We start from the raw sequence: 1,311 nt of genomic DNA, 5'->3' as shown, positions 1-1,311 counted from the left end.
CGTCAGCGGACGGCGCAATCCCAGTCGCTTAGCCTTGTTCGCGACCGCCTGCGGACTTCTCCCAAGCCTCCCGGCAATGACCTTGATCGCTGTGTCCGTTGGATAGAATTTCGTGAGCAGTGTCGTCTCTTGCTGAGACCATAGTCTTCTGGTTGTCGTCAGCTTTAACGATATTTCTTTACTTGTTGTTAACTCTTTTAATGCGGACGAATGCCGAAAGAACTTTTTTGCGGGCAAACTTATCCATGGAGGAATCGGCCCGGTACGAAACTTCATTTCTGCAATGCTTGCCTGCATGGTATTCTTTACATCCGTCGGATCGTTAATCTATCGTCAAAAAGCCTAACCGCTCGCGTCGCAAAATGTTACCGATCGATGGTCGTTTTTGGGGAACCGTGTATTTTTGCAACAGTGCGTGGAGAAGGCAGCGGAGTCCGGAAAATGGCCGCGTCCGCGTTTGAGGAATACCCCCATTCCGTTTTTGCATGGCTTACAATTTGATTTTTGTGGCTTCCCGTTCCGGCATCGGAATGTCTCGCAAAGACGTTTTTCGGTTTCCAACCCGTTCCTGCCGCCGCGACACACCGGGCACGCACTCACATCCCCCACCTCTATTATCTCTCAGGATGGAAACCGCTTTGGAGGGTCAAGGTGTCTGGTGAGACGAGAGAGCAGGAAAAGCCCAAGGGCGGATGGCTGACAGCAGAGGGCGCGAGGCAGATCCTTGGGCCTCTCGGAAAGCCTGTCTCAGGACAGGACAGTCGCCCTTCGGGAACGCCTCCAGGTGCGGCACAATGAGCGCGTGCCGAGAGAGCACACGTCTCACCTTTGTACCGCTAATCGCCGCGCTAGGTTTCAGTCTGGTTACACCCGCTTTTGGAGACGATGCTTCTTCCGGTTGCCAGACACTCGTGCAAGCAGGCGCGACCGGGCTTGCCGCAGACCTGAAGGCGGACGACGCAACGATCCATCAGCCTAAATCCGTGACGAAATTCACCTGCCTGGGAAACTTCTTTAACGGCGTTGGTCTGGATGTCGTGACGAGCAAACTGAATGTCGCATCGCTCGCTGAGGCTGCAATGGGCAAGATCTGCTCCCAGCTCTCATCAGAATGGGACAGCCTCCAGAGTTCGGCCCATTGCGGTCTCTCTGTGACGGGTCTGGATACGAACTTTAATCTTGGCCTCGGGGCAGGCAGTTTTTGCCCGAACCTGAGTTTTGGCGGCGGCGGCGACAGCCTAATCAATGCCGGGACGAATACGACCGGCAACCAGAGCTGGGTTGTGTCCGGACAGAGCCAGCTTCCTTCGG

At 55.1% G+C, this 1,311-nt stretch carries 2 protein-coding genes and 1 pseudogene; 2 read left to right on the top strand and 1 reads right to left on the bottom strand.

The window, feature by feature from the left end:
* Window positions 1-297 (bottom strand): annotated as a pseudogene (locus tag R5H23_RS16775) (hypothetical protein); the annotation flags it as partial.
* Between the two features lie 354 nt (window positions 298-651).
* On the opposite strand from R5H23_RS16775, the gene R5H23_RS16770 reads away from it, so the two are divergent.
* Both R5H23_RS16770 and R5H23_RS16765 read left to right on the top strand, forming a co-directional pair.
* Window positions 652-798 carry a hypothetical protein gene (locus R5H23_RS16770; RefSeq protein WP_317216121.1) on the top strand — a complete coding sequence of 49 codons (147 nt, stop codon included), beginning with the start codon at window positions 652-654 and terminating at the stop codon, window positions 796-798.
* Window positions 795-1,311, top strand: a 517-nt coding sequence (locus R5H23_RS16765; protein WP_317216120.1) for a hypothetical protein, incomplete at its 3' end; no start/stop codon positions are given. The genes R5H23_RS16770 and R5H23_RS16765, both read left to right, overlap by 4 nt.

Origin of the sequence: Gluconobacter sp. GP1, from assembly GCF_032913585.1 — a bacterium.
Taxonomy (GTDB): Bacteria; Pseudomonadota; Alphaproteobacteria; order Acetobacterales; family Acetobacteraceae; genus Gluconobacter; species Gluconobacter cerinus.
This window is presented reverse-complemented; position numbering and strand designations above follow the sequence as displayed.